Origin of the sequence: Streptomyces jumonjinensis, from assembly GCF_009600885.1 — a bacterium.
In the GTDB taxonomy this organism is placed as follows: Bacteria; Actinomycetota; Actinomycetes; order Streptomycetales; family Streptomycetaceae; genus Streptomyces; species Streptomyces jumonjinensis.
In genome coordinates this window covers 1-26,264 of the sequence record NZ_VCLA01000140.1, presented here as the reverse complement: position 1 = coordinate 26,264, position 26,264 = coordinate 1, and the positions used below count along the sequence as shown (strand labels likewise).

The 26,264-nt window shown below is 70.5% G+C and carries 20 protein-coding genes, 2 tRNA genes and 1 pseudogene; 21 read left to right on the top strand and 2 right to left on the bottom strand.

The window, feature by feature from the left end; all coding sequences use genetic code 11:
• From FF041_RS16745 to FF041_RS16690, 12 genes and pseudogenes are all read left to right on the top strand, one after another.
• On the top strand, positions 1 to 2,953 hold a 2,953-nt coding region (locus FF041_RS16745), incomplete at its 5' end, for an Rne/Rng family ribonuclease (RefSeq protein WP_228388262.1).
• A 526-nt stretch (positions 2,954 to 3,479) separates the two neighbouring features.
• Positions 3,480 to 3,800: a 50S ribosomal protein L21 gene (rplU, locus tag FF041_RS16740; RefSeq protein WP_016643790.1), complete on the top strand. Its 321-nt coding sequence runs from the start codon at positions 3,480 to 3,482 to the stop codon at positions 3,798 to 3,800.
• Between the two features lie 14 nt (positions 3,801 to 3,814).
• On the top strand, positions 3,815 to 4,072 hold the full coding sequence (rpmA, locus tag FF041_RS16735; RefSeq protein WP_003957557.1) for a 50S ribosomal protein L27: 258 nt from the start codon (positions 3,815 to 3,817) through the stop codon (positions 4,070 to 4,072).
• Positions 4,073 to 4,225: 153 nt separating this feature from the next.
• Complete coding sequence (gene obgE, locus FF041_RS16730; RefSeq protein ID WP_153483208.1) at positions 4,226 to 5,665, top strand: GTPase ObgE; 1,440 nt, start codon at positions 4,226 to 4,228, stop codon at positions 5,663 to 5,665.
• A gap of 320 nt (positions 5,666 to 5,985) precedes the next feature.
• A pseudogene (locus FF041_RS16725) lies at positions 5,986 to 8,180 on the top strand (glycosyltransferase family 4 protein).
• A gap of 210 nt (positions 8,181 to 8,390) precedes the next feature.
• The gene (locus FF041_RS16720) at positions 8,391 to 9,893 is read left to right on the top strand and encodes a bifunctional cytidylyltransferase/SDR family oxidoreductase (protein ID WP_323371581.1); all 1,503 of its coding nucleotides are present in this window, start codon (positions 8,391 to 8,393) and stop codon (positions 9,891 to 9,893) included.
• Positions 9,894 to 10,099: 206 nt separating this feature from the next.
• Positions 10,100 to 12,220 (top strand): hypothetical protein, encoded by a 2,121-nt coding sequence (locus FF041_RS16715; RefSeq protein ID WP_323391952.1) that lies wholly within the window; start codon positions 10,100 to 10,102, stop codon positions 12,218 to 12,220.
• 179 nt (positions 12,221 to 12,399) lie between these two features.
• A complete protein-coding gene (gene proB, locus FF041_RS16710) occupies positions 12,400 to 13,527 on the top strand; it encodes a glutamate 5-kinase (protein ID WP_323391951.1) in 1,128 nt (375 codons plus the stop codon).
• Positions 13,528 to 13,978: 451 nt separating this feature from the next.
• Positions 13,979 to 14,395, top strand: coding sequence for a hypothetical protein (locus FF041_RS16705; protein ID WP_228388269.1), 417 nt, complete (start codon positions 13,979 to 13,981; stop codon positions 14,393 to 14,395).
• A gap of 113 nt (positions 14,396 to 14,508) precedes the next feature.
• Positions 14,509 to 15,801, top strand: a complete 1,293-nt coding sequence (locus FF041_RS16700; protein WP_153523550.1) for a glutamate-5-semialdehyde dehydrogenase — start codon at positions 14,509 to 14,511, stop codon at positions 15,799 to 15,801.
• 158 nt (positions 15,802 to 15,959) lie between these two features.
• Entirely contained in the window at positions 15,960 to 16,514 is a 555-nt protein-coding gene (locus FF041_RS16695) for an SCO2584 family spore wall biosynthesis protein (protein WP_323371585.1), read from the top strand.
• A 278-nt stretch (positions 16,515 to 16,792) separates the two neighbouring features.
• Positions 16,793 to 17,902 (top strand): SCO2583 family membrane protein, encoded by a 1,110-nt coding sequence (locus tag FF041_RS16690; protein ID WP_153523549.1) that lies wholly within the window; start codon positions 16,793 to 16,795, stop codon positions 17,900 to 17,902.
• On the opposite strand, the gene FF041_RS16685 is transcribed toward FF041_RS16690, so the two are convergent.
• Positions 17,899 to 18,993, bottom strand: coding sequence for a M48 family metallopeptidase (locus FF041_RS16685; protein ID WP_153523548.1), 1,095 nt, complete (start codon positions 18,991 to 18,993; stop codon positions 17,899 to 17,901). The two genes, FF041_RS16690 and FF041_RS16685, sit on opposite strands and share 4 nt — an antisense overlap.
• A gap of 402 nt (positions 18,994 to 19,395) precedes the next feature.
• Here FF041_RS16685 and FF041_RS37950 point away from each other — a divergent pair, with 402 nt between their 5' ends.
• The 9 genes from FF041_RS37950 to FF041_RS16645 all read left to right on the top strand — a co-directional run bounded on the left by FF041_RS37950 (position 19,396) and on the right by FF041_RS16645 (position 24,475).
• Complete coding sequence (locus FF041_RS37950) at positions 19,396 to 19,557, top strand: hypothetical protein (protein ID WP_194292059.1); 162 nt, start codon at positions 19,396 to 19,398, stop codon at positions 19,555 to 19,557.
• A 46-nt stretch (positions 19,558 to 19,603) separates the two neighbouring features.
• The gene (gene nadD / locus FF041_RS16680; protein WP_153482150.1) at positions 19,604 to 20,227 is read left to right on the top strand and encodes a nicotinate-nucleotide adenylyltransferase; all 624 of its coding nucleotides are present in this window, start codon (positions 19,604 to 19,606) and stop codon (positions 20,225 to 20,227) included.
• 19 nt (positions 20,228 to 20,246) lie between these two features.
• Entirely contained in the window at positions 20,247 to 22,052 is a 1,806-nt protein-coding gene (locus FF041_RS16675) for an LCP family protein (RefSeq protein ID WP_323391950.1), read from the top strand.
• Positions 22,053 to 22,272: 220 nt separating this feature from the next.
• The gene (gene rsfS, locus FF041_RS16670; RefSeq protein WP_323391949.1) at positions 22,273 to 22,704 is read left to right on the top strand and encodes a ribosome silencing factor; all 432 of its coding nucleotides are present in this window, start codon (positions 22,273 to 22,275) and stop codon (positions 22,702 to 22,704) included.
• Entirely contained in the window at positions 22,701 to 23,357 is a 657-nt protein-coding gene (locus FF041_RS16665; protein ID WP_153482151.1) for a histidine phosphatase family protein, read from the top strand. The genes rsfS and FF041_RS16665 overlap by 4 nt, the downstream gene beginning before the upstream one ends.
• Before the next feature lie 127 nt (positions 23,358 to 23,484).
• A tRNA-Ala gene (locus FF041_RS16660) sits at positions 23,485 to 23,557 on the top strand.
• A gap of 85 nt (positions 23,558 to 23,642) precedes the next feature.
• Positions 23,643 to 23,822, top strand: a complete 180-nt coding sequence (locus FF041_RS39055; protein WP_153523598.1) for a hypothetical protein — start codon at positions 23,643 to 23,645, stop codon at positions 23,820 to 23,822.
• 3 nt (positions 23,823 to 23,825) lie between these two features.
• Complete coding sequence (locus FF041_RS16650; RefSeq protein WP_153482153.1) at positions 23,826 to 24,059, top strand: hypothetical protein; 234 nt, start codon at positions 23,826 to 23,828, stop codon at positions 24,057 to 24,059.
• 343 nt (positions 24,060 to 24,402) lie between these two features.
• Positions 24,403 to 24,475: transfer RNA gene (locus FF041_RS16645), tRNA-Ala, on the top strand.
• A 52-nt stretch (positions 24,476 to 24,527) separates the two neighbouring features.
• Here the strand turns inward: FF041_RS16645 and FF041_RS16640 are convergent.
• Positions 24,528 to 26,159 (bottom strand): ferredoxin, encoded by a 1,632-nt coding sequence (locus tag FF041_RS16640; protein WP_323391948.1) that lies wholly within the window; start codon positions 26,157 to 26,159, stop codon positions 24,528 to 24,530.
• Positions 26,160 to 26,264 lie beyond the last annotated feature (105 nt).

The following is a 26,264-nucleotide window of genomic DNA, read 5'->3' as shown; positions in this document are numbered from 1 at the left end:
CCGTGCCACCCGCTCCGTGTCCGCGCCCGAGCCGGTCGCCGAGGCCGCCGAGCCGGAGATCCAGACCCCCCCGGTGGAGAAGGCCACCCCCCGTGGCCGAGGCCGCAGGCGTGTGGTGTCGCCCGAGTTCACCGCCCAGCGGACCGAGGGCGCGACCGCCCGCCGCGCCGGACGGCCTGCCGTGGCCGTCTTCCAGGCTCCCGTCTTCGCCGAGCCGATGTTCCAGACCCCGGAGACGGCCGCTGCCGCTGCCGCCGCCGCGCTCGATGTGGACGCCGAGGCCGAAGAGGACGAGCAGATCGCCCGGGCGGAGCCCGTGGCGGCCGAGCCGGTGACGGCCGAGCCGGTGGCCGAGCCCGCCCCCGAGCCCTCGGGCCGCCGTCGCCGCCGCCGTCGCGGTGAGAGCGCCGAGCAGGCCGTGGCCCCCGCCGCTCCGGCCGTTCCCGCCGCCCAGGCCGCCCCGGCCGAGGCGCCCGCCGAGGAACTGGCCGAGGACGAGGCAGAGCAGGCCGTCGAGGCCGCCGATGAGCAGGACGAGTTCGAGGACCGTCCCTCGCGCCGTCGCCGCCGTGGTGGCCGTCGCCGCCGCCGTGGCGAGGCCGCCGACGCCGATGACGCCGTGGACGAGCACGAGGAGTCCGCCGACGAGGCGGCCGAGGAGGAGACGGAGGGCGGCGAGCCCGAGGGCGAGGGCGCCGCCGGTTCCTCCAGCAGCCGTCGCCGCCGTCGCCGTCGCCGTCGCAGCGGTGAGTCCGCCGGAGACGAGGAGCCGGGCGCCAACGACCCCGAGCGCACGGTCGTCAAGGTCCGTGAGCCGCGTGCCGCGCGCTCCCGGAGCGAGGAGCCGACCGACTTCCAGGACGCCGTGCAGTCCATCAAGGGCTCCACCCGTCTGGAGGCGAAGAAGCAGCGCCGCCGTGAGGGCCGCGAGCAGGGCCGCCGCCGTGTTCCGATCATCACCGAGGCCGAGTTCCTCGCCCGCCGTGAGGCCGTCGAGCGGGTGATGGTCGTCCGCCAGAGCGGCGAGCGCACCCAGATCGGCGTCCTTGAGGACAATGTGCTCGTCGAGCACTACGTCAACAAGGAGCAGGCCACGTCCTACGTCGGCAATGTCTACCTGGGCAAGGTGCAGAACGTACTGCCGTCCATGGAGGCCGCCTTCGTCGACATCGGCAAGGGCCGCAACGCGGTGCTCTACGCCGGCGAGGTCAACTTCGAGGCGCTCGGCATGGCCAACGGCCCGCGCCGGATCGAGGTCGCGCTCAAGTCCGGCCAGTCCGTGCTCGTCCAGGTGACGAAGGACCCGATCGGCCACAAGGGCGCCCGGCTGACCAGCCAGGTCTCCCTGCCCGGCCGCTATCTGGTCTATGTGCCCGAGGGCTCGATGACCGGCATCAGCCGCAAGCTGCCCGACACCGAGCGCGCCCGGCTGAAGACCATCCTCAAGAAGATCGTCCCCGAGGACGCGGGCGTGATCGTCCGTACCGCCGCCGAGGGCGCGAGCGAGGACGAGCTCCGCCGCGACGTCGAGCGTCTCCAGGCGCAGTGGGAGGACATCCAGAAGAAGGCGAAGAGCGGCAACGCCCCGACCCTTCTCTACGGTGAGCCGGACATGACCGTCCGGGTCGTCCGCGACATCTTCAACGAGGACTTCTCCAAGGTCATCGTCAGCGGAGACGAGGCGTGGGAGACCATCCACGGCTATGTCTCGCATGTCGCGCCCGACCTGTCCGACCGCCTTCAGCGGTGGACCAGCGAGGTCGACGTCTTCGCGACCTACCGCATCGACGAGCAGCTGATGAAGGCGCTGGACCGGAAGGTCTGGCTGCCGTCCGGCGGCTCGCTGGTGATCGACAAGACCGAGGCCATGATCGTGGTCGACGTCAACACCGGTAAGTTCACCGGCCAGGGCGGCAACCTGGAGGAGACCGTCACCAGGAACAACCTGGAGGCGGCCGAGGAGATCGTGCGCCAGCTGCGGCTGCGCGACCTCGGCGGGATCGTCGTGGTCGACTTCATCGACATGGTCCTCGAATCCAACCGGGACCTGGTCATGCGGCGGCTGCTGGAGTGCCTCGGCCGGGACCGGACGAAGCATCAGGTCGCCGAAGTCACCTCGCTGGGCCTGGTCCAGATGACCCGTAAGCGGGTGGGCCAGGGTCTGCTGGAGTCCTTCTCCGAGACCTGCGTCCACTGCAACGGCCGTGGCGTGATCGTGCACATGGAGCAGCCTTCCGCCCCCGGCGGCGGTGGCGGCGGCAAGCGCTCGAAGAAGCGCGGTCGCGGCGGCGCGGAGCATGTGCACGAGCACGAGACCGCGGCGGCGGAGGCCGTGGAGGAGCAGGTCGAGACGGAGGCGGAGATCGCCGCCGAGGCGGCCGAGCCCACCGCGCTCCCCGAGCCCGCTTTCGTACCGGACGAGGAGCTGTACAGCAGCGCCGCCGAGGCGGAGGCCGCCGCACAGCGCGGTCGTGGCCGCCGCCGGGCGACCCGCAGGGCGTCGGCTCCGGCCGGCGCACCCCGGGCCGCCGCGCCGGAGATCGTGGTCGACGCCAAGGCGGAGGCCCCGGCCCCTGCCGAGGCGCCCGAGCCCGTGGTCGAGCCGGCTCCCGTGGTGGAGCCGGAGGCGCAGGCCGCTCCGCCGCGTGCCCGCCGCCGGGTGACCCGTAAGGCCACCGCTCCGGCCGGTTCGCCGGCGGGCGGGCAGGAGGCCGCGGTCGTCGTGGTCGACGGCCACTCCGAGACCGTTCCGGCGGAGGTCACCGCTCCGGCGGAGACCGTGGAGGAGAAGGCGCCCGCCAAGAAGGCGGCCCGCAAGACCGCCAAGAAGGTCACCGCGAAGAAGGCCGCTGTGAAGAAGACGGCGGCCAAGAAGACCGTGGCCAAGAAGACCGCCGCGAAGAAGACGGTGGCCAAGAAGGCGACAGCGAAGAAGACCGCCGCCGCCGAATAACCCCCACCGCCGGCCCCGGCCGAACCCCGTGTGGCCCACACCCCGCCAGGGACGTGGGCCACACGCCGTTCCCCTGAAATCCAGCCCCTCCGGCGTTTGAGGAGCGGGGGTTCGGGGGCGGAGCCCCTGACGAGAGCCCGCGCGGTGCGGGGTGCCTGAATTTCAGCCCCTCCGGCGTTTGAGGAGCGGGGGTTCGGGGCGGTGCCCCCGACGAGAGCCTGAAATCCAGCCCCTCCGGCGTTTGAGGAGCAGGGGTTCGGGGGCAGCGCCCCCGACCAGAGCCCGCAGGACGCGGGGACCTGAGCACGGGCCCCGAATGCCCCCCACCCCCGGTTTGACCCGCAGATTCACCCCCCGTACTCTTGACTCTCGGTGTGTTTCCCTACGCACCCACCCCTGAGCACCCCCCTCCCGGCGGTTCCACCGGATACGGGAGAGGCCGCTCGTCCTTCCGGATCGTCGCAGGCCCCGGCCTGTGTGAGCGGCTGGCATCAGGGGGTCCGTTCCGAGCGAGAGAGAGATCCGCGTGTACGCCATCGTGCGCAGCGGTGGTCGCCAGCACAAGGTTGCTGTCGGCGACATCGTTGAGGTTGACAAGATTTCCACTGCCAAGGTTGGCGACACGGTAGAGCTCTCTACCCTGCTCGTTGTCGACGGCGAAGCTGTGACCAGCGACCCCTGGGTGCTGGCCGGCATCAAGGTCACGGCCGAGGTCGTGGACCACCACAAGGGCGCGAAGATCGACATCCTGCGCTACAAGAACAAGACCGGCTACCGCCGTCGCCAGGGTCACCGCCAGCAGTACACGGCGATCAAGGTCACCGGCATCCCCACGGCCGCGAAGTAAGGGACTGAGGAGACATGGCACATAAGAAGGGCGCATCGTCCACTCGGAACGGTCGCGATTCCAATGCTCAGCGGCTCGGCGTGAAGCGCTTCGGCGGTCAGGTCGTCAACGCCGGTGAGATCCTGGTCCGCCAGCGCGGCACCCACTTCCACCCGGGCACGGGCGTCGGCCGCGGCGGCGACGACACCCTGTTCGCACTGAACGCCGGGGCGGTCGAGTTCGGCCGGCACCGTGGCCGCAAGGTCGTGAACATCGTTCCGGTCGCCGAGTAATCGAGTTCGATTTCCTGGCACCGTAGAGCGGTTCACCGCGGATAATTCCGCGGGGTTCTCTGTGGAGGCGGATCTCACTTCCCCTGTCGGGAAGCGGGTCCGCCTCTGCTGTGTTAGAGCTAGCACCATTCCGTAAACACTGGAGGCACCACCATGACCACCTTCGTGGACCGCGTCGAGCTGCACGCCGCCGCGGGTAACGGAGGCCACGGCTGCGCCTCCGTTCACCGGGAGAAGTTCAAGCCGCTAGGCGGACCGGACGGCGGCAACGGCGGCCGGGGCGGCGATGTGATCCTCGTGGTCGACCAGTCGGTGACCACCCTGCTCGACTATCACCACAGCCCGCACCGCAAGGCCACCAACGGTCAGCCCGGCGCCGGCGACAACCGCTCCGGCAAGGACGGCCAGGACCTGATCCTGCCCGTCCCGGACGGCACGGTCGTCCTGGACGCCCAGGGCAATGTGCTGGCCGACCTGGTGGGCCAGGGCACCACCTTCGTCGCGGGCCAGGGCGGCCGAGGCGGCCTGGGCAACGCGGCGCTCGCCTCCGCCCGCCGCAAGGCCCCCGGCTTCGCGCTGCTCGGCGAGCCGGGCGAGAGCCGCGATGTGGTCATGGAGCTGAAGACCGTCGCCGATGTGGCGCTGGTCGGCTACCCCAGCGCGGGCAAGTCCTCGCTGATCTCGGTGCTCAGCGCCGCCAAGCCGAAGATCGCGGACTACCCCTTCACCACCCTGGTGCCCAACCTGGGCGTCGTCACCGCGGGCTCCACCGTCTACACCATCGCCGATGTGCCCGGCCTGATCCCGGGCGCGAGCCAGGGCAAGGGACTGGGCCTGGAGTTCCTCCGCCATGTCGAGCGCTGCTCGGTCCTGGTCCATGTACTGGACACCGCGACGCTGGAGTCGGAGCGCGACCCCGTCTCCGACCTCGATGTGATCGAGGCCGAGCTGAGCCAGTACGGCGGCCTGGACGACCGTCCCCGGATCGTCGTCCTCAACAAGGTCGACATTCCCGACGGCCAGGATCTCGCCGAGATGATCCGCCCCGAGCTGGAGGCCCGCGGCTACCGGATCTTCGAGGTGTCGGCCGTGGCCCGCACCGGGCTCAAGGAGCTGTCCTTCGCGCTGGCGCAGATCATCGCCGAGGCGCGTGCGGCCAAGCCCGTGGAGGAGGCGACCCGTATCGTCATCCGGCCCAAGGCCGTCGACGACACCGGCTTCACCGTCGTGCGCGAGGACGACGGCCTGTACCGGGTGCGCGGTGAGAAGCCGGAGCGCTGGGTGCGCCAGACCGACTTCAACAACGACGAGGCGGTCGGCTATCTCGCGGACCGGCTGAGCCGCCTCGGCGTCGAGGACAAGCTGATGAAGGCGGGTGCTCGCGCGGGTGACGGCGTCGCCATCGGTCCCGAGGACAACGCCGTGGTCTTCGACTGGGAGCCGACCATGATGGCGGGCGCCGAAATGCTCGGCCGCCGTGGCGAGGACCACCGTCTGGAGGCCCCGCGGCCTGCGGCGCAGCGTCGTCGTGACCGTGACGCGGAGCGGGACGAAGCCCAGCAGGAGTACGACGAATTCCATCCGTTCCAGTGACGGTCCGCTCAAGTGACGGGCCGTTTCGGTAACGTCGCTTGCGCGGTTCGGCCGCTTCGGTAGGGAATCCTTGCCGTCATGGTCTTCCGCACCGTCCGCCCGCCCGCTGTTCGCTGTGATCTGCGCCCGTCAGGGGAATGGTTCTCCGTTCCCCTGGCGGGTCTTTTCCTTGCCCGCAGCCCTTGGGGTCGCCGGGGTTTCCGGTGCGTCGATGCCGTATGTATCCGGAAAATAGAACAATCTGGTGATGGTGGTGCGGAACTCCGTCAGCCTTTATGCGGGGCGGCGCGGACGGGTCTGGTCGGACGAGCGGAGCACTGGTGAAGATTTCGTTTCTCATCCACACCGTTTACGGGATCGGCGGGACCATCCGCACCACGCTGAACCTGGCGGAAGAGCTGGCCGACCGGCATGAGATCGAGATCGTCTCGGCCTTCCGGCACCGGGCGATCCCGCTCTTCGACATCGATCCGCGCATCACCGTCGTACCGCTCGTCGACACCCGTCCCAAGTCGCCGGAGAGCGCGCGGAAGCACCCGCTCCACCAGCGGCCGTCCGAGGTGTTCCCCCGCTTCGAGGCCCGCTACCAGGAGTACAGCGAGCTCACTGATCAGCGGGTACGCGATCACTACGAGGCGTCGGACGCCGATGTGGTCATCGGCACCAGGCCGGGTCTGGTGGCCTACGCGGCCGAGTTCGCTCCGCGCGGGGCCGTGGTCATCGGCCAGGAGCACATGACCCACACCATCACAAGCCGGAGCTCCGCGAGGAGATGCGGTCGTATCTTCTGAAAGTCGATGCCCTGGTGACGGTGTCCGAGGGCGATGCCGCCGTCTGGCGTGAGCAGATGCCGCTCCGCACCACCCGTATCCTCGCCATTCCCAACAGCATTCCCGAGCCGACCGTGGCGCCGTCCGATCTCTCGGGCAATATCGTCGTCGCGGCGGGCCGCCTTTCCCGGGAGAAGCAGTACGAGGTGCTGATCAAGGCATTCGCCAAGGTCGTGGCCAAGCACCCGGAATGGTCGCTGCGGGTATGCGGCTGGGGGACCGAGAAGGAGCGGCTGCGCAAGCGCGTCCAGAAGCATCTGCTCAGCAATCATGTGCAACTGATGGGACCGTGCTCGCCGATCGACCCCGAATGGGTCAAGGGGGCGATCGCGGTGTCCACTTCGCGCCATGAGTCCTTTGGAATGACCCTGGTGGAGGCCATGCGCAATGGGCTGCCGGTGGTCAGCACCGACTGCGACTACGGCCCGCGCGAGATCATCAGGGACGGGGAGGACGGTCTGCTGGTGCCGGTCGGCAAGGCCGACGACGTGGCCGACGCGCTCATCAGACTCATCGAGGACGAGGAGCTGCGGCGGACGATGGGCGCCGCCGCCATCCGCAACGCCCGGCGCTACGACCCGAGCGCGGTCGCCAAGCAGTACGCGGACCTCTTCGCCGAACTCGGCGCGGGGTCGTCGCAGCACGCCGTGAACGGGGGGCCGGACGGCCCGGCGCCGGGCCCGCTCCCTGCGGCCGGGGGTTTCGCCCCGCTGGCGGACTGTGTCGCGGAGGCGGACGGATCCCTCACCGTCACCGTGGTCGCGCCCGAGGCCGCGGCGCTGAAATACCGGGGGCTCCGGCTGGTCTGCGCCCGGCTCGGCGGCGGCGCGGACGACCGGGTCTATCCGTTCGCCCCGGACGGCTCGGTGCGCGTCCCGGCGGGCGACGAGTTCGCCGAGGGGCAGTGGCTGTGCCACGCGGAATGGCCGGAACACGCTGAACCGCTGGAGCGCGCGGAGCCCCCGGCGCTCCCGGAACCCCCGGAGCCCCCGTACCGCGCGGAACCCCCGGGACCCCCGTACCGCCCGGAAGGCCCCGGCCCCGCCCGGCGGCCGGCACCCGCCCTCCGTACCGCGCTGATCGCCCGTTCCGTGGACCAGCGAGGCGCACTGCGGGCCGGGGACCGGCGCACCCCCGGGGCGGGGGTGCGCCATCTCGTGCCGTACCGGCGCGCGCCCCAGCACCAGCTCGCCCTCCGCTCCTGGGTGCGCCCCGTGCACGCCGAGGCGGGCGATGTGCACCGCTCCGGGAGCACCCTGATCCTGGAGGGCTCGGTACTGGGGCCGGTGGAGCCGGTCGGCGAGCCGTCCCTGGTGCTGCGCCGCCGTGGCGGCGCCGGGGACGAGCTGGTCTTCCCCGGCGTCCGCCAGGGGACGCGCGGCTTCCGGGTCGTCATCCACGGCGAGGAGGCCGCCCGCCGCCAGCTGGCCGAGAAGGACGCCTGGGAGGTCTGGCTGCGCTTCGCCCCCGACCGGGAGCCGGTACGGGTGGGACGCCTTCTTGACGACGTGGTCCAGAAGGGTGACGTCTTCGTCTACCCCGACGCCCTGGCGCACAAGCACCGGCCGCTGCTGCTGGTCCGCCGGGTGCTGCGCCGTATCCAGCGCCGGGAGCAGCGCCTGGTCAGGGTCACTCTCGTATACGAGGACGAGAACGATCTCGTCCTGCGGGTCGCCGACCGATGACAGGCGACGGATGCCGGGGGAGTGGCTCAAACCGCGCCGCACTGTGTCATCCGTCACCCCGCCGATCGGCCGCGCCCGCGCCAACCCCCCTGGCCAGGCGGTGAACACCAGGCGGCGCGGGGGGAGCGAGCGGAAGCGTCCCACCTTGCGAGACGGTCACACAGAGTGCGACCATCGCACGGTCTCACTCGTCTGAAGGTAGGTCGTTCTGTGTCTGTGCCGCACGAAGCCAAGCCCCGTACCACGGCCGTGGTCCTCGCCGGGGGTACCGGACAGCGCGTGGGTCTGGCGATCCCGAAGCAGCTGCTGAAGATCGCTGGCAAGGCTGTCATCGAGCACACACTGTCGATCTTCCAGCAGGCCGAGTCCATCGACGATGTGATCGTACTGATGGCCCCGGGCTTCGTCCCCGACATCGAGAAGATCGTCGAGAGGGCCGGACTGACCAAGGTCACCAAGATCATCGAGGGCGGCGCCACCCGCAATGAGACCACCGAGCGCGCCATCGCCGCGCTGGGCGAGGGGCTGGCCGAGGGCGAGGACCGCAATGTCCTCTTCCACGACGCCGTCCGTCCGCTGCTGTCACAGCGAGTGATTCAGGACTGTGTCGACGCGCTCGACCGCTACCAGGCCGTCGACGTCGCCATCCCCTCCGCGGACACCATCATCGTGACCCGCACCCACGGCGAGGACGGCGAGTTCATCACCGACGTGCCGGACCGCTCCCGCCTGCGTCGTGGCCAGACGCCGCAGGCGTTCAAGCTCTCCACCATCCGCAGGGCGTACGAGGTCGCTTCCGGCGACCCGAACTTCCAGGCCACCGACGACTGCTCCGTGGTCCTGAAGTACCTGCCGGACGTACCGATCCATGTCGTCGCGGGCGACGAGTACAACATGAAGGTCACCCAGCCGGTCGACGTCTTCATCACCGACAAGCTCTTCCAGCTGGCCTCCACCGCCGCCCCCCGCCAGGCCGACGAGGCCGCCTACCGGGAGCTGCTGGAGGGCAGGACGCTGGTCGTCTTCGGCGGCTCGTACGGCATCGGCGCGGACATCGCCGAGCTGGCCAAGACCTATGGCGCGCAGGTCTACGCCCTGGGCCGCTCCACCACCGGCACCCATGTCGAGAACCCGGAGCACGTCGACGACGCGCTGTCCAAGGCGTACTCCGAGACCGGCCGCATCGACTATGTGATCAACACCGCGGGCGTGCTGCGCATCGGCAAGCTGGCCGAGACGGACAACAACACGATCCAGGAAGCGCTGAACGTCAATTACCTGGCGCCGGTCCACATCGCCCGCGCTTCGTACAAGTACCTGGCGGAGACCAAGGGGCAGCTGCTCCTCTACACCTCCTCCAGCTATACCCGCGGGCGCGCAGAGTACAGCCTTTACTCGTCCACCAAGGCCGCGATGGTGAATCTGACCCAGGCGCTGTCGGACGAGTGGGCGAATGACGGCATCCGCGTGAACTGCGTGAACCCCGAGCGGACGGCCACCCCGATGCGGACCAAGGCATTCGGCGCGGAGCCTGCGGGCAGCCTGCTGTCCTCCGAGGCCGTGGCGCGCACCTCGCTGGACGTGCTGCTCTCCGAGCTGACCGGACATGTCATCGACGTACGGCAGCAGGACCCGACCCGGGGCGCCAGCGAGGCTTCCGGTTTCGAGCAGGCGCTCGCCGCGGTCCTGGCCCGCGAAGAGGATATGCAATAATTCGCTGTTAAAGCGATGAATGCTGCCACAGCAGTTTTTCGGGCCTCCGTGAACGCCCTGACGTGCCGAAATACCGGGGACGTCGGGAGAGCGGGGGCCCGACTGTGTGCTGTGTGAGGTCCTGACTCCGCCCGTGCGTTGCGAAGTCCCGGATTCGCAATTCTCGCAAAAAGGACCATATCGGCACCCTTTGGAGCAGGTTCTTCGTGATTTCCACCGCCATTCGTCTGGCACGCGTCGGCAGCCTGTCCGAGCTGGCCGCCGCGGCTCTCATCGGACTCGGATATCCATGCCTCATGATCGCCGCGCTGCTGCCGAACGTATGGCTGTTCGCGGCGATAGGGGCCGTGACCTATACGGCCGACTGGTATCTGCACCGCAAGAACAGCTACCTGATCAACCGGCTCGCCAAGGTGCGCGTCGGTGTGACGATCCGCTTCCTGCTGCGCCAGCTGCTGCTGGTGCTGCTGCTCGCGCGTGAGGGCCTGGCCGAGACCACGCTCTTCTACCTGGCCGTCGCGGGCTTCCTGGCCTTCTACGCCCTCCAGGCCCCGCACAGCGCCCTGACCACGCTCATCCGGATGCGCCGCTCGCTGCCGGTGTCCTTCCGGAACATCGACCTCCAGGGCGTGCACATCCCGGACGCCCCGCCGAAGGCGCTGCGTAACCGCGCCGCCGAGAAGATGCTCCACCTGGATATCCCGGCCATGGCCGGCGTCCTGCTGGCGGCGGCTCTCAACCGGGACGACATCGGTTACGCGGGCATCGCCGCGACCCTCGCGCTCGCGCTGCTCTACATCGCCGCTCTCGCGCCGTATCTCCGCCACAAGCGCCGGGTTCCCCCCGCGCCGGAGGTGCTGGAGGCCGTCAGCGAGTGGCTGCGCGAGTACCGCCCGACCGTGGTGCTCTACTTCTCCGGCTCCAGCGAGTCCGCCTACCAGGCGAACATGTGGCTGGAGACGATGGAGAACATCGAGGGCCGGCCGCTGATCATCATGCGCGAGCGCGGTCTGGTCAACAAGCTCCACCCGACCACCGTCCCGGTGATCTGCGTGCCCGGCGCCACCCACCTGATGAACATGGACCTCTCCACGGTCCGTGTGGCGCTGTACCCGGCCAACGTCGGCAAGAACATCCACCTGCTGCGGGTGCCGACCATCCAGCACGTCTTCATCGGGCACGGCGACAGCGACAAGCTCGCCAGCGTCAACCCGTACAGCAAGGTGTACGACGAGGTCTGGACCGCCGGGCGTGCCGGGCGCGACCGCTACGCCCTGGCCGACGTCGGTGTCCGCGACGACGACATCGTCGAGGTCGGACGGCCCCAGCTCGCCCCGATCCAGAGCTGGACCGGCACCCCGAAGAACCCGATCCCGACGGTCATCTACGCCCCCACCTGGGAAGGCTGGGACGACAACCCGGGCAACACCTCGCTGCTGCTGGCCGGCGAGAACATCATCACCCGGCTGCTGACGGCGGAGCAGCCCGTACGGGTCATCTACAAGCCCCACCCGTTCACCGGCATCCGCGACAAGGAGGCCAAGGTCATCCACAAGCGGATCTCCGAGATGGTGCGGGAGGCCACGCAGCAGCGGGCCGGCGACCCCCGGTGGGCGTCGCTGGCCGAGGCCGCGAAGCCCGCTCAGGAGGCGGCGCGCGCGGAGATGACCCGTATCGAGGCCGAGCTCGCCGAGCTGGCCGGCACGGGCCGCTCCGGCCGCGACGGCGCCGAGGTGTCGCGGGACTCGCTCGCCGACCCGGTGCGCCTGGCGCGCATCAAGGAGCTGCGGGCCGAGTGGAACAGCGCCTACTGGCGCTCCACCGGCTGGTGGGAGCACCTGATCGTCACGGGCGCCGAGCCCAAGCTGTACGACTGCTTCAACGAATCCGACGCCATGGTCTCCGACATCTCCAGCGTGGTCTCGGACTTCATGGCCAGCGGCAAGCCGTACGCCCTGACCGACTCCGCGGAGCTGGGCGCGGAGGAGTTCAAGCGGCAGAACACCGCCGCGCGGGCCGCCGTCATCCTCAGCAACAGCGCCGTCGAGCTGGACGCGCTGCTGGCCGCGGTGGCCTCGCCGGAGCGCGATCTGCTGGCGGGCGACCGTCGCCGGCTGAAGGAGTACCTCCTCGGCCCCGACCACCCCACCTCCATGGAGCGCTTCAACGACGCCGTACGGGAGCTCACCGCCGAGGCGGAGGCCCGTAACCAGGGCGTCGAGCGACGGCTCAGCGAGCAGGGGCAGGGCGAGCTGAACCAGCGGCCGGACGCGGGTCCGGTCGCCGCCGCCGAGCCGAACGGCTCGGGAGCGCCGCTGCCGCGCTGACCCCGCTCAGGCTCAGGAGAACGGAACCCGTGAGGGCCGTACGGCACAGCTGCCGTACGGCCCTCACGGCCGTTCCCTCGCGGTGCGGACGGGCGGGGGCGGGCGTCTGGGGGGAGCCGGACCGTCCAGCGACTGAAATGACGGGGCACCCGGCAGCGGCCCTGGCATAGATTCGCCCTGTGACAGTGGGAAGACAGCAGGTAACGCAGGCACGGCGGATCGTCGTCAAGGTCGGTTCATCGTCGCTGACCACCGCTTCCGGCGGCCTGGACGCCGACCGGGTGGACGCGCTCGTGGACGTGCTCGCCACGGTCCGCAGCGGCGGGGAGAAGGAGATCGTGCTGGTCTCCTCGGGAGCCATCGCGGCCGGGCTCGCCCCCCTGGGGCTCGCCCGCAGACCCAAGGACCTCGCCCGCCAGCAGGCCGCGGCCAGCGTCGGCCAGGGACTGCTCGTCGCCCGCTACACCGCCTCCTTCGCCCGCTACGGCGTACGGGTCGGACAGGTGCTGCTCACCAGCGACGACACCTCCCGCCGCGCCCACTACCGCAACGCCTACCGAACCCTGGACCAGCTCCTCACGATGGGCGCGGTCCCCGTCGTCAACGAGAACGACACCGTCGCCACCGATGAGATCCGCTTCGGCGACAACGACCGGCTCGCCGCCCTCGTCGCCCATCTCGTACGCGCCGATCTGCTGGTGCTCCTCTCGGATGTGGACGGCCTCTACGACGGCGATCCGGCCAGACCCGGCAGCTCCCGGATCGACGAGGTGCGCGGTCCGGCCGATATCGGGCATGTCGAGATCGGCAGCGCGGGCAAGGCGGGCGTCGGCACCGGGGGCATGGTCACCAAGGTGGAGGCGGCCAGGATCGCCGCCGCCGCCGGGGTGCCCGTCGTCCTCACCTCCGCGGTGCGCGCCGCCGACGCGCTGGCGGGCAGGGCCACCGGCACCTTCTTCCACCGCACCGGACGCCGATCGGCCGACCGGCTGCTCTGGCTGGCCCATGCCTCGACCCCGCAGGGCGCGCTGATCCTGGACGACGGCGCGGTGGACGCCGTGGTCCAGGGGCGGAAATCGCTGCTCCCGGCCGGGATCGCGGCGGTGGAGGGCGACTTCAGCGCCGGGGACCCGGTGGAGCTGCGCGACGCCCGGGGCGCCGCCGTCGCCAGAGGACTGGTCAACTTCGACGCCAAGGAGATTCCCCAGCTCCTGGGCCGCTCCACCCGGGAACTCGCCCAGGAACTCGGCCCCGAGTACGAGAAGGAAGTCGTACATAGGGACGATTTGGTCGTACTGCACCCCTGAAACGGCTGAAAGTCCCGTCAACCAACCGGGACCTTTACCAAAAGCACCCCATGTTCCGTCCGGGACTGGTCAACTTTGTTGCGGGGGGACAACGGGGTACAGCAAGACGACACATGCAATCAGGAGGCCGCCGGTGAGACGAGCGCGCCCAGGGGATGTGCCCCGAGCGATCGGGGGCGTCCCACACACCCGCGGGACCGCGGGCGAGCACACCCGTCGGACGGCGGGTGAGAAACGGACCCTGACCAGCGTCGAGGCGGGCGGCGGCTTCGAGACCGCCACGGATCTCGGCACCACCGGCTTCGACACGACTGGCTTCGACACCACCGACCTCGGTGCCACCGACCTCGGCACCACAGACCTCGGCACCACAGACCTCGGCGCCACCGGTTTCGGCGGCGCGGGGGAGAGACCGGACAGCGGGCAGGGACCGAGCCAGGGGTACGGGCCGCTGCTCGGCCGGACCCCGGCACCGGGGCCGCGGTCCCGGCCGACGGAGACCGACGCGTACGGCGATGAGCGGGCGCAGTCGAAGCTGTGGCACATCACCCTCAGCGTCTCCGGCGCCGAAGCGCCCATCAAGGAGGTCCGGCGCGGGCTCGAACAACTGGCCAATGACCATCCCTTCCTGCTGACCAGCCGCTATGCCAATGACCATGCCGAGATCCGTTACTGGGAGGAGGCGCGGGATCTCCACGACGCGGCGGCGGTCGCGCTGCGGCTCTGGGGCGAGCACCGCTCCACGGCGAAGCTGCCGCCATGGGAGATCGTGGGCCTGGAGGTCATCGACCGCCAGACCTACCATCTGCGGATCGCGGAGGGCTACGGCCCGCCGCCCGCCTCCCCGGTGGGCGTCCACCCCTTCTGACCCGGGCGTCCCGCGGGCCGGACTGGACCGGTCCGGCCCTGCGGGCGTCTCGCGGACCGGGACGATGGCGGTTCAGGGCCGGGTGGCCGCGGCGAGCGCACTACCCTGCGGGTATGACCACGTCCTCGCCGCTTTCGCCGTACGACAACCTCTCGCCGGTCGCCCAGGCCGCCTACCGCGCACGAGCCGCCGCGACCGATATCGCGCCGCTGCCGCGCGCGGCGAAGGACGACGCGCTGCTGGCGATCGCGGACGCCCTGGAGGTCCGTACCAGCGAGATCGTCTCGGCCAACGCCGAGGACGTCGCCCGGGCCCGGGAGGCCGGGACCAGCGAGGCGATCATCGACCGGCTCACCCTCACCCCGGAGCGGGTGCGGGCCATCGCCGCCGATGTACGCCATGTCGCGGCCCTCCCCGACCCGGTCGGCGAGGTGGTCCGAGGCTCGACCCTGCCCAACGGCATCGATCTGCGCCAGATCCGGGTCCCCCTCGGAGTCGTCGGCATCATCTACGAGGCCCGGCCCAATGTCACCGTGGACGCCGCGGCGCTCTGCCTCAAGTCCGGCAACGCGGTCCTGCTCCGCGGCTCGTCCTCCGCGTACTCCTCCAACACCGCCCTGGTGCGGGTCGTACGCGACGCGATCGGGGGAGCGGGCCTGCCCGCCGACGCGGTCCAGCTCGTCCCCGGCGAGTCCCGTGACTCCGTGACCGAGCTGATGCGCGCCCGCGGCATGGTGGACGTGCTGATCCCGCGCGGCGGAGCCGGGCTGATCCGCACGGTCGTCGAACAGTCCACCGTCCCCGTCATCGAGACCGGCACCGGCAACTGCCATGTGTACGTGGACGCCGAGACCGACATCCCCATGGCCCTCGACATCCTGATCAACTCCAAGGCCCAGCGCCCCAGCGTGTGCAACGCCGCCGAGACGCTGCTGGTCCACCAGGACATCGCCGCCGAGTTCCTGCCGCGCGCCCTGGACGCCCTCGCGGACGCCGGGGTGACCGTCCACGCCGACGAGCGGGTGCGGGAGCACGCCGAAGGCACCAAGGCGACCGTGGTGGCGGCGACCCCGGAGGACTGGGAGACGGAGTACCTCTCCTATGACATCGCGGCGGCCGTCGTCGATTCGCTGGACGCCGCCGTCGCCCATATCCGGCTCTGGTCGTCCGGCCACACCGAGGCGATCGTCACCACCTCCCAGGCCGCGGCCCGCCGCTTCACCCAATTGGTGGACTCGACCACGGTCGCGGTGAACGCCTCGACCCGCTTCACCGACGGCAGCCAGTTCGGCTTCGGCGCGGAGATCGGCATCTCGACGCAGAAACTGCACGCCCGGGGTCCGATGGGCCTGCCGGAGCTGACCTCCACGAAGTACATCGTCACCGGTGACGGTCACACCAGATGACCTCCCTCCCTCTGTCATGACCCCTGTCCGGCCCCCGTCCAGCCGCTCTCCGGCTCGCGGCCGGGGGCCGCTGGGGCGCTGATTCCCGCGCTCTCCCCAGGCGCGGAGAGTTCTCCTCCGCCCTGCCCAAACCCTCCGGCCGGGTCTACTCTGATTCCGTGCCGGACGACGTGGGGGGCAGGCCGTTCCCGGACGGCTGGGAGCCTGACGACGACCGCGGAGGCGCGGACGAGGACTTCGCCCCCGTGGTGTTCGACGAGGACTTCGTCAGGGCGGCCGAGATCCATGAGCCGACCGCCGTCGAGCGGCTGCTCGCCGCCGCCCAGGCCCGCGCGGAGGCCGAGGCCGCCCGAGCGGCTGGATCGGGCCTGAGCGTCCATGAGGACGAGCGCTGCGACGACGGGTACCCGTACGACGGCGATCGCTCCTACGGCGACGACGACGAGCTCGACGACGACAGCCCCTACGGCAGACACGGCGGCGCGCTGCGCCCCTATCGCAGCAGCGCCCGCTGGCACCGCCCCGTCGCCTGGATCCTCGCCCTGCTGATGGGCGTGGGGATGGTCGCCCTCGCCTTCACCGCCGTCTACCGGGGAGCGGCCGGCAGCCGTCAGGATCAGGTGCCCCCGCCGGCGACCAGCGGTGTCGACGCCACCGCGACGACCGGCTCCGCCCCGGACGCCGTCGTCGGCCCCTCGGTCCGCACCCCCTGACAGACCCGCCCTCGACGGCCCGGCGACGGCCCGCCGTCGCTGTCGCCGCGATGAGGGCGATGAGGGCAATGAGGGTGACGGCAGTGCCGTAGGGCGGCGGCCGTGACGGTGAACAGCGGGAGTGACGGCGGTGCCGTACGGCGCCCGAGGTCAGGGTGATCGGCGAAGGCGACCGCAGTGAAGCGAGAGGGTGACAGAGGCCGCCGGGGTGAGAGGCCGTCAGACTTTGCCGCGCATCGCTACGTTTACCCGAGCCCCGCCGGACCTACCCTCAAGGTATGGCCGGTCGCGCGGACCCCCCAGAGGGGACCCCGGAAGGGCTCCCCGGCGGCGGAGAGGACGAGTACCGATCCGTCGTCTTCGACGAATCGTTCGTCAAGGCTGCGCGGCTTCAGGAGTTCTCCGCGCAGGAGCGGATGGCCGAGCGCACCCGCGCCGTACGCTCCCTGCCGTCTCCGGCGTCCAGATCCGGCTCCACGGTCGCCCTGCTGCTCGTCCTGCTGATCGCGGCCCTCCTCGGCACCGCCGTCTACCTCGGCGTCCGCGACCCGTCCCGCTCGGCATCCGCCAAACGGGCCGAACCTCTCCGTATCACGCTGATCCCCCTCGCTCCCCGCGGTCCCGTCCCCGGCGGCGACCCCGCCGACCTCTACGCCCACAGCCCGGCCGCGCGATTCCGCGTCGGAGCCTCGGGCATCACCCTCCCCGGCGCGCAGCGCACCGAGAGCTTCTCCGAAAGCCAGGTGATGACCGCCCTGACCACGGCGAAGGACTATCTGGTGGAGTCCTCACTCGACCCCGAGGTCCTCACGGGCGGCGCGGTCCGGCCCGTTCGGATCCTCCTCGACCCCGACCAGCTGGAACAGTTCGACCGGAGCATGAACGCCCCTGCCGCCGACGGCTACCACGCGGCCACCGGCTGGCTGGTGCGCTACCCGGCCGCCGTGGTGCTGGCCGATCCCGAGGTGCGCGTCCGGGGCACCATGAGCGTCGTCGAGGCGGGCCCCGACGCCCTGGAGGTGACCTCGGACCACACCTTCGCCTACGCCCTGCGCCGGGCCACGCCCGCCCGCTCCGGTACGCCGGACGCCACCGGCGCCGCGAGCGGCGCCTGGCAGGCCTCGCTCTTCACCGTCCGCCGGGAACTGACCTTCCGCTTCGACCGCGACGATCTGCACCAGCACCGTGCGGAGCTGCTGGCCAGCTATGTCCAGGCCGGCCCGCAGAGGTGCGCCGACGACGCCTCCCGCACACTGCGCCCGCTGCTGGCCGGTGAACGCACCACCGGACGGGCCCCGGCCGACACCGACCCCTACTCACTGGGCGAGGCCACCGCCGCGCTCTGCGGCTCACTGGCCTCCGACGCCCAGCCGACGCCCCCGCGCTAGCTCGGGTCCTTGCCGCCGCCCCCACCGCTGCCGCTGCTGTTGCCTCCGCTTCCGTTTCCGCTGCCTCCGTTTCCGCCCGTGAACTTGTCGCGGAGCCTGCCGCCCAGATCGCCCGCGCCGCCCGCTATGTCGCCCACCAGCTTCATCAGCGGATCCTTGCTGGTCCGGACCGTCTCCGCGTAGTGCGACGCGGACTCGCGTATCGAGTCGGTGACCGAGGTCTCGCCGTCCTCGGAGCGCCGCGGATAGTGACCGTCCATGATCCGCTGATAGTCGCGGCTCTCGGCCCACTTCTTCAGCTCCGCCGCGCGCACCGTGGTGAACGGGTGCGAACGGGGCAGCACATTGAGGATCTTCAGCACGGAGTCGCGGAGGTCGCCGCCCGCCTCGTACTCCTCGGCCTGCCGCAGGAACGCGTCGACGTTCATCTCATGCAGATGGTTGCCGCCGGCTATCTTCATCAGCCCTCGCATCGAGGACTGGAGATCCTGGCCCACCAGCAGCCCCGCCCGGTCCGCCGACAGCTCCGACTTGCGGAACCACTCCCGCAGTGCGGTGACGATCGCCATGATCGCCACATTGCCCAGCGGGATCCAGGCGACCTTCAGCGCCAGATTGGTGAGGAACAGCAGAATCGTGCGGTACACGGAGTGGCCGGAGAGCGCATGGCCCACCTCATGGCCCACGACCGCCCTCATCTCCTCCTCGTCCAGCAGCTCCACCAGCCCGGTGGTCACCACGATGATCGGCTCGTCCAGGCCGATGCACATGGCGTTGGGACGCGGATCCTGCGCGACGTACATCGCCGGGACCTTCTCCAGGTCCAGGATGTAGCAGGCGTCCCTCAGCATCGAGTTGAGATGGGCGAACTGCTCATCGCTCACCCGTACCGAATCGGAGAGGAAGAGCAGTCGCAGGCTGCGCTCCGGCAGCAGTCCGCTCAGCGCCTTGAAGACGGTGTCGAACCCGGTCAGCTTGCGCAGCGCGACCAGCGCCGAGCGGTCCGCCGGGTGTTCGTAGGCCCGCGAGGAGATGCCGGGGAAGCGCTTCCGCTGCCTGCTCGGCATGGTCTCGTGACTGCTTTCGGTCATTCATGCCCCCTGTGTGACCCGGATGGCGTGTGGCACCCGGTCGGTTCGTCGTACGCGGTGTGCACTCGGCGCGTACCGGCCATTGCTCGGCTCGTCCCCCTGACAGCCCCCAGCGTAGGTGCTCGGACCGAGGCCCGCCGGAGCCTGTGGATAACCCCGGGAGCGCAGCCGCCGTACGTCTTGTGTCCACCGGCCGCGAAGCCGAACGGAGCCCGGCGGCACCGCCGAACCGCCCCCGAACGCCGCCCGAACGCCGCTGGGAGACCCCCGGGAAGACCCCCCGTGCCCCCACAACGACCGAGTCGGCGTGAGCGTGCCCGGGGGGCCCGCATACGATGTGGGCGAAGTCTCTCCGCTTCGTATCCCCGCTTTCTCCCTCCGATCGATAAGGGCCCGCCGAAGATGAGCCTCTCCAGCACCTCCGCCAACCTGGTCACTCTCGCCGAGGGCGGCGAGAAGACGATCAACCACCCGAGCCTGGAGCCGCTGCTCGTCGGCGGTGGAGCGTTCCTCGCGCTGCTTCTGCTGCTGTGGATCACCGTGAGCTTCAACCGCGACCGCTGAGCCGTCCGGGGCGGGGCGGGCTACGGTGCCAGTAGGCTCTGCACGCATGGGAGAACAGGAAGTGCCGACGGAATCCGGTTCCGGCCGACGGCGACTCGGCGTGATGGGTGGGACATTCGACCCCATCCACCACGGACACCTGGTTGCCGCCAGCGAGGTGGCCGCACTGTTCCACCTCGACGAAGTGGTCTTCGTGCCGACCGGGCAGCCGTGGCAGAAGAGCCACAAGGCGGTGTCCCCCGCCGAGGACCGCTATCTGATGACGGTCATCGCCACGGCGTCCAACCCGCAGTTCTCGGTCAGCCGCATCGACATCGACCGCCCCGGTCCGACGTACACGATCGACACCCTGCGGGATCTGCACTCCCATAACGCGGACTCGGATCTCTTCTTCATCACCGGAGCCGACGCGCTCTCGCAGATCCTCGGCTGGCGGGACGCGACGGAGCTGTTCTCGCTCTCCCACTTCATCGGTGTGACCCGGCCGGGCCACGATCTGACCGACGACGGGCTGCCGGAGGGAAAGGTTTCCCTGGTGGAGGTCCCCGCGCTGGCCATCTCCTCGACCGACTGCCGGGCGCGGGTCGCCAAGGGCGATCCGGTCTGGTATCTGGTCCCCGACGGTGTGGTGCGCTATATCGACAAGCGCCAGTTGTACCGCGGCGAGTGAGCCACGGAGAGGGGCCCCGGTGAACGACCAGCACAACCCGTACGACCCGTATTTCCAGCAGCCGCGGATCATCGGCTACGACGAGTACGGGCAGCCGGTCTACGAACAGCCCCAGCAGTACGACCCGTACGCGCAGCAGCAGTCCCATCAGCACCAGCACCAGCAGCAGTCCCACCAGCCTCAGGAGCCGGTGTCCGGGCAGGTGTACGGCTATGACCCGTACGCCCAGCAGCAGCCGCCGCAGCAGCAGTACGGGCAGCCCCAGCAGTACGACTCGTACGCCCCGCACGAGGGGTACGACGGCGGATACGGCTACGCCGGCGCCGGGCAGCCCGCGGCCGTCGACACCGCCCACCAGTGGAACATCCCGCAGCAACAGCAACCCCCGCAACAGCAGCAGCAGCCGGCGCAGCCGCAGCAGCGGGTCGGCAGCGACGCCGAGCCCTCCGTGCCCGGCTCGGCGCACGGGCATGTGCCCGCCGACGTGAACAGCGCGAACGGTGCGAACGGCGCGGACCCCGGCGCGAACGGCGTAGGCCCCGGCGCGGCCGTACCCGGCCGGCGTCGTTCCGATACCGAACGCGACTACCGCACCGAGCAGTTCTCCTTCATCGAGGAGCCCGACGAGGACTCCGAAGACGTCATCGACTGGCTGAAGTTCACCGAGAGCCGCTCCGAGCGGCGCGAGGAGGCCAAGCGCCGGGGGCGCAACCGGATCGTCGCCCTCGCGGTCGTCCTCGCGCTGGCCCTGGCCGGCGGCATCGGCTACCTCTGGTTCACGGGCGACTCGGACCAGGAGAAGACCGGCACCACGGCCACCGGACCGCAGAAGCGGGACGTGATCGTGCTCCATCTGCACAACACCAAGAAGAAGGGCACCTCCACCGCCCTCCTCGTGGACAACGCCACCACCCGGCGGGGCGCCACCGTACTGCTCCCCAACGCCCTCTCCGTCGCCAATGACGACGGCACCGTCACCACCCTCGGGAAGTCCGTGGAGGACGATGGATCGGACGGTACCCGGGAGGCCATCGGCACCCTCTTCGGCGCGAAGATCACCGGCACCTGGCGGCTCGACACCCCGTTCCTGGAGAACCTGGTCGAACTGGTCGGCTCCATCGAGCTGACCACCGACGCCACCGTCCCCGGCCCCAAGGAGGGCGACGGTCCCCTGGTGGAGAAGGGCGAGAACCAGACACTGAACGGGCGTGCCGCCGTCGCCTACGCCACCCATCGCGGACCGGGCGAGGCCGAGGCCGAGCAGCTCAATCGTTTCGGCCAGGTCATGCAGGCCGTACTGAAGAAGATCCCGAGCGACGCCGAGTCCGCCACGGTCACGGTGGAGACCCTCGCCCAGATCCTCGACCCCCCGCTCACCGAGAGTGACCTTGGAGCCTCGCTGGCCAAGCTCTCGGAGCGCGCCAAGGGCGGCGACTACGAGACGACCCTGCTGCCGGTGCAGCAGGACGGCACGCTCACCGAGCAGGCGTCCAGCGCCGTCGTCAAGGACGTCCTGGGCGGCTCGGTCAGCGCACCGGACAAGGACGCGGCCGTCCGGGTCGGCATCAGGAACGCCACCGGGGGAGCCACGGCCACCGAGACTGCCCGGGTATCCCTGGTCAACGGGGGTTACTCGGTCGTCGACCGCGGCAAGGCGGACGCCGCGGCCGTCTCGCAGATCACTTACGGTGACGAGGCGCGCAAGGCGGAGGCCGTCGAGGTCGCCAAGACGCTGGGCCTGCCGACGAGCGCCGTCGAGAAGGGCGCGGGGGCGGCCAACGCCGACATCAGTGTGATCCTCGGCCAGGACTTCACGACCGGCTGAGCGCCCGGGCCCCGGGTCGGGCCCCGGGCCGGGCCCAGGGTCGGCCGGGGCGTCGGAGAGCCCGTACGGCATTCGGCGCAAGCGCTGAGAATCGGCCGCTCAGGGCGTCTGACCAGGGCGGACGGCGGCCCGCTGAGCGAGGCCGGACGATCGCCGCGAGGAGTGTCGGCGGTACGTGAGACCCTGGTGGGGTCATCCGACCGCCGACGAAAGCCTGCTTGTGACCGCTACGGACCGCTCCATCGAGCTTGTCAACACCGCCGCTCAGGCGGCTGCCGACCGGCTCGCGCACGACATCATCGCGTACGACGTCAGTGATGTGCTGTCGATCACCGACGCCTTCCTGCTCGCCTCCGCGCCCAACGACCGCCAGGTCAAGTCGATCGTCGACGAGATCGAAGAGCGGCTGTACAAGGAGCTGGGCGCCAAGCCGGTGCGCCGTGAAGGCGACCGCGACGCCCGCTGGATCCTCCTCGACTACGTCGACATCGTCGTCCATGTCCAGCACAGCGAGGAGCGGGTCTTCTACGCCCTGGAGCGGCTGTGGAAGGACTGCCCCGAGCTGCCGCTGCCCGCGGACGCCCAGAAGACCCGGGGCGCGGCCCAGGCGCACGCCGAGCTCTCCGGGAAGTCGGACGGTGAGTTGAGCTGAACGAGGACGCCTACAAACGGACCGGCCGCCGCATTGTTCTGTGGCGGCACGGCCAGACCTCCTGGAACCTGGAGCGCCGCTTCCAGGGCACGACCGATATCCCGCTCACCGAGACGGGTATCGCCCAGGCACGCCGGGCGGCGCGGCTGCTCGCCTTCCTCAAGCCGGACGCGATCATCGCCTCCGACCTGAAGCGCGCCTCCGCCACGGCCGGTGAGCTGGCCGAGCTGACCGATCTCCCGGTCACCTACGACGAGGCCCTGCGCGAGACCTGGGCGGGCGTCTGGCAGGGGCTGACCCACCAGGAGATCATCGAGCGCTACACCGAGCAGTACACGGCCTGGAAGCGCGGCGAGCCCGTGCGCCGGGGCGGCGGTGAGCTGGAGACCGAGGTAGCCGACCGGGCCGCCCCGGTGGTGCTGCGCCATGTCGAGAAGCTCCCGGAGAACGGCACGCTGGTCGTGGCCAGCCACGGCGGCACGATCCGTACCACCGTCGGCCGGCTCCTGGGGCTGGAGTCGCGTCACTGGGAAAGCCTCGGCGGCCTCTCCAACTGCTGCTGGTCGGTCCTCGGCGAGGGCGCGCGCGGCTGGCGGCTCCTGGAGCACAACGCCGGGACCCTCCCGGAGCCGGTCCTCGGCGACGACGACTGACGTCGACCGCCCGCTGTCGACGCCGACCGATGGCGGCGGCCCCGGCCCCGTACCGCCGGATTTCACTTTCCGGCAGGTCGCAGGCTAAAGTTCTTCTTGTTCGAAGCGCCGAGCGCGAAGAACACAAGGGGCTATAGCTCAGTTGGTAGAGCGCCTGCATGGCATGCAGGAGGTCAGGAGTTCAATTCTCCTTAGCTCCACAGAACGCACCACCCGGATCCCGTCCTCAGTAGAGGGCGGGATTTCGTGTTTCATCGTCGGTTCGTGTCAACGCCGCTGACCTTGTTGCCTGGTCATGGCAGAATCGGACGGCCGGGAGGGACAACCGGCCAGGACGGGAGGGAGAGCGCGATGCCCGCTCTCCCCAGCCGCCCGTTCTGTCGATCGGCGCATGTCGCCCAGGTCCTCGGCGACAACGGCGGAGTTTCTTACGTGTGTACGTCCTGCGGTCACAGCTGGAGCTGAGTGATGGGGGCACACAGGCGTAAATGCGACTGGTGCGGCAGCGGTACGCCCATCGTCCGGGACATGGATCCGATCAATCCCGAGTACCAGTACTGGTGCGAGGAGTGCGCGCGGGCGCTGATCATAAAAGGCGACCCGATCGAGACCTATCGGGAGCTTGAGGGCGAGCCCATCTATGGGCGGCTCCTGGACGATCACTGCACGCTGAAGCGCTTCTACTCGTTCGCGACGGCGTGACGGACCGGGCTCGGGTTCCACGGCCCGGCCCGGCCCGACTCGGCCAGGTCCGGCCTTGGTCCGCCAGGTCCGGCTTTGGTCCGCCAGGTCCGGTCCGGTCCACCCGCTCCGCACCCGTGTAGGGACCCCTGGGCGGCATGGACCTCGGAGACAGCGCTGTCATTCGGTCAGTCCAACTGATGTTTTCGGTCATTTTGGGCTGTGTCGTTCCCCTGTCCTCCCCTGTCCTCCGACCGTCCCTCCGGGGGCGCGGGAATGGATTTGGTGAAGAGCCGGGGAGGGCGTTAATGTTGTCCACGTCGCCGCCACGGAGAAACCAAACCGGCCAGGCGACATCTTGCAAGGGGCTATAGCTCAGTTGGTAGAGCGCCTGCATGGCATGCAGGAGGTCAGGAGTTCAATTCTCCTTAGCTCCACAGGAAAGAGGCGGTGGCCATCCGATCGGATGGCCACCGCCTCTTCGTTGCGTCAACTGCGGCCGATGCCCAGTTCGTTGCGCCAGAAGCCCGGCAGTTCGGCGCGGCGGGTCCGTGCACCGGAACCGGCAGGGAAAGCGGTGCCGGGACCGGGACCGGGACCGGCGCCGGCCGTCCGCTCGATGCGCATCGCCAGCGCGGGACACCGCCGTACCGCCCGCTGCGCCCGCCCCCGCAGATGCGTCGGCACCACCGCGTCGGCCACCGAGGGGTAGCCGTCCGCGTTGATCCGGATCAGCTCCGGGACGATATCCGCGCAGAGCCCGTGGCCCTGGCAGAGCGTCCAGTCGATCAGAACCTTCTCACCGCTCGGAATCGACTCCTCCGCCCCTTGGCCGCCCGTCGGCGGCAGCGGGAGCACACCGGTCGTCTCCCGCCCGCAGCCGCCGTGCAGCATATGAGCGGCCAGGTCGTCCGTAAACGCTGACAGGGTGGATGCGAAGAAGCGCGCCGAGCCGTCCGGGTGCTTGCACGCGCCCCTGCCCCTCACCGCCCCGGTGACCTCGCGCAGGGCCTCCAGGGCGGCCGGTCCACCGCCGTTCATCACATCGGCGAGGCCCCCCGCCGCGGCGGGCAGCCCCAGCCGGCAGGGGCCGCACTGCCCAGCCGTCTCCGCCGCCAGCCAGTTGGCCACCCGCAGCGACTCGCCCAGCGGACAGGTCTCCGGGCCGATCGGCAGAATCGCGCCCGCTCCGAGGGAACCTCCGACAGCGGCCAGGGACTCACGCGAGACCATCGCCTCGTGGACGGCGGAAGCGTCGATCCAGTTGCCGTGGTAGCCGCCGGTCAGCACGCCCTGGGGCACCGGGGGAGCCCCCGCCAGCTGGAGCACATAGCGCAGCGGGACCCCGGTGGGGACCTCCACGACCATCGGGCGGGCCACCGCGCCGGAGATCGTCAGCATGACCGTGCCGGGCTCGGAGACCACGCCTGTATTGCGGTAGCGCCGGGAGCCGATCCGGGCGGCGACGGCGAGCTGCGCGAACGTCTCCGCGTTGGAGAGCAGGGTCGGAGCGCCGCCGACGCCGCTGTCCGACGCCCGCGTCCGGCGGCCGGCCGGCAGGGCCGGGCCGCCGTTGACCGCGCGGATGACCGAGGACGCCTCACCGGAGACCATCCGTTCGGGCGTACGGACGACCCGGGCGCGCAGCCGTTGACCGCGCCGGTCGGACAGGCCGCGCTCGTCCAGCGCCGCCCGCATGGAGATCTCCGTGGAGTTACGGGTCACGGCGACGACCAGGGTGCGCGCGCCCAGCGCCTCGGCGGCCAGCAGAGCGCCGTCCAGGATCAGATGCGGAGCGCGGTTGAGCAGCACGGTGTCCTTGCGGCAGGCGGGTTCGCCCTCGCTGCCGTTGATCACGACAGCGGGCCGTACCCCGCGCCGGATGGCGGACCTCGCCACGGCGCGCAGCTTCTGCCCGAACGGGAAGCCCGCGCCGCCACGGCCGCGCAGCGATATCTCCTCGCAGAGCTGGGCGAGCCGCTCACCGGACATGGGCTCCAGGGGCCCGTGCACCTTGAGATGCATCGGCAGATCGAGTCGTTCGACCAGGTCGAAGCCCTGGGTGAGCTGGGGGAGCCCGACGACGCGGACTTCGGGGACATCGGGGAGGGGGGTGTTCACGGTCGGTCTCCTGCGGGCGCGTTCCAGGGCTCTCCGGCCGGCGGCGGAAAGAGCGGTCCGGGCATCGCCTGGGGGTCGTCGGGCGGAATCGCGCCGGCCGCGGCA